Origin of the sequence: Rhodococcus sp. T2V, assembly GCF_029269925.1 — a bacterium.
Taxonomy (GTDB): domain Bacteria; phylum Actinomycetota; class Actinomycetes; order Mycobacteriales; family Mycobacteriaceae; genus Rhodococcus_F; species Rhodococcus_F koreensis.
The window spans coordinates 1-1,613 of the sequence record NZ_JARJBD010000273.1 but is presented as its reverse complement, the minus strand read 5'-3'; the positions used below and the strand labels follow the sequence as shown (position 1 = coordinate 1,613).

The window sequence follows — 1,613 nt, the reverse complement described above, 5'->3', positions numbered from 1 at the left end:
TACGACACCGACGTGATCGTCGTCGGCGGTGGATTCGCCGGAATCACCGCCGCCCGGGAACTGACCCGACAGGGCGTGCGGACCGTCGTCCTCGAAGCCCGCGACCGCCTCGGGGGGCGCACCTGGACCCGCGACACGGCCCTCGGCCGGGAGCTGGACATGGGCGGCACCTGGGTGCACTGGATCCAGCCGCACGTGTGGGCCGAGATCAGCCGCTACAACCTGGACCTGGTCGCCAGCCCCGAACTCGACACCGCCTACTGGCGGGTCGGCGACGAGGTCCGCACCGGGACCGCCGACACCATGCTCGATCTACTCGACGCGTCGATGACCGAGGTCCTCGCCGAGTCCCGCCGGATACTGCCCCAGCCGTACGACTACTTTCCGCTGTCCGAGGAGATGAAGACCCTCGACCAGGTCAGCGTGGCCGACAAGATCGCCGGGCTCGACCTCGACCCGCAGCAACGCGCCCTCCTCGACGGCATGTGGGCACTGAACTTCAGCGGCGATCCCGCCCGCAGCGGCTACACCCAGGCCCTGCGCTGGTGTGCCCTCTCCGGCGGCGACTGGAAACTGATGTTCGAGGCGTGCGCCACCTACAAGTTCGCCCGCGGAACCAAGTCGCTTCTCGACGCGATCGCCGCGGACGCGGCCGGCGCCGACATCCGCCTGAACACCACCGTCACCAGCATCGACGAAACGGCCGACGGGATCACCGTCACCTGCGGCGACGGAACCAGCCTGCGCGGCAGGAGGGTCGTGATCACCGTGCCGCTCAACATTCTGGGCAGCATCGCCGTCACCCCCGGCCTCGGTCACGGCCTCGACGCGGTCGCCTCCGAGGGGCAGGCATCGAGCGGAGTGAAGGTCTGGATCCGCGTCAAGGGCGACATCGGGAAGTTCGCCGCCCTCGCCGACAGCGACGCCGTACTGAACTTCGCACAGTACGAGTACCCGGTGGACGGAGACAGCGTGATCGTGGCCTTCGGACCCCGGTCCGGACTCATCGACCTCACCGACGCCCGCGCCGTGGAAGCCGAACTACGCAAGTGGCGCCCCGACCTCGAGGTCGTCGCCGTCGACGCCCACGACTGGACCGCGGACCCGCTGTCGGGCGAAACGTGGCCGATGCTGGCCCCGCATCAACTCGACGCCGTCGCCCACGCCGCCCGCGACACCACCCGCCGAATCCGACTCGCCGGCAGCGACTACGCCCGCGGCTGGGCCGGATTCATCGACGGCGCCATCGAATCCGGGCTGCAGACCGCCCGGCACCTCGTCACCGAACTCGAAAGCGAGAACTGACCATGAGCTACTGCGTCGAACTTGTTCGATTCACCGTCGCCGACGCCGATGTCGACACCTTTCTCGAACGCCGACAGGAGGCGATCCAGGAGGTCAAGGCAGCCCACCCCGCGCTGTGGTCGGTGCCGCTGTGCTCGCGGAGGGCGGACGGGACGTGGATCGACGTCTGGATCTACGAAACCGAGGACGCCGCCGACGCCGCCAACGCCGACGTGGAGAACCTGCCGAAGTTCCTGGCCATGGCGGCACTGATCGACAACGTCGAGATCGAGGCCACCGAGATGCCCACCGGCGCCGTCAGCCCGATC

Annotated in this window: 2 protein-coding genes; both read left to right on the top strand. The window is 68.9% G+C overall.

Annotated features, from left to right (window positions below; genetic code table 11):
• On the top strand, positions 1–1,305 hold a 1,305-nt coding region (locus P3H15_RS53830), incomplete at its 5' end, for an NAD(P)/FAD-dependent oxidoreductase (protein ID WP_276144796.1).
• A 2-nt stretch (positions 1,306–1,307) separates the two neighbouring features.
• Positions 1,308–1,613: hypothetical protein (locus tag P3H15_RS53825; protein WP_276144795.1), on the top strand; the 306-nt coding region annotated here is incomplete at its 3' end.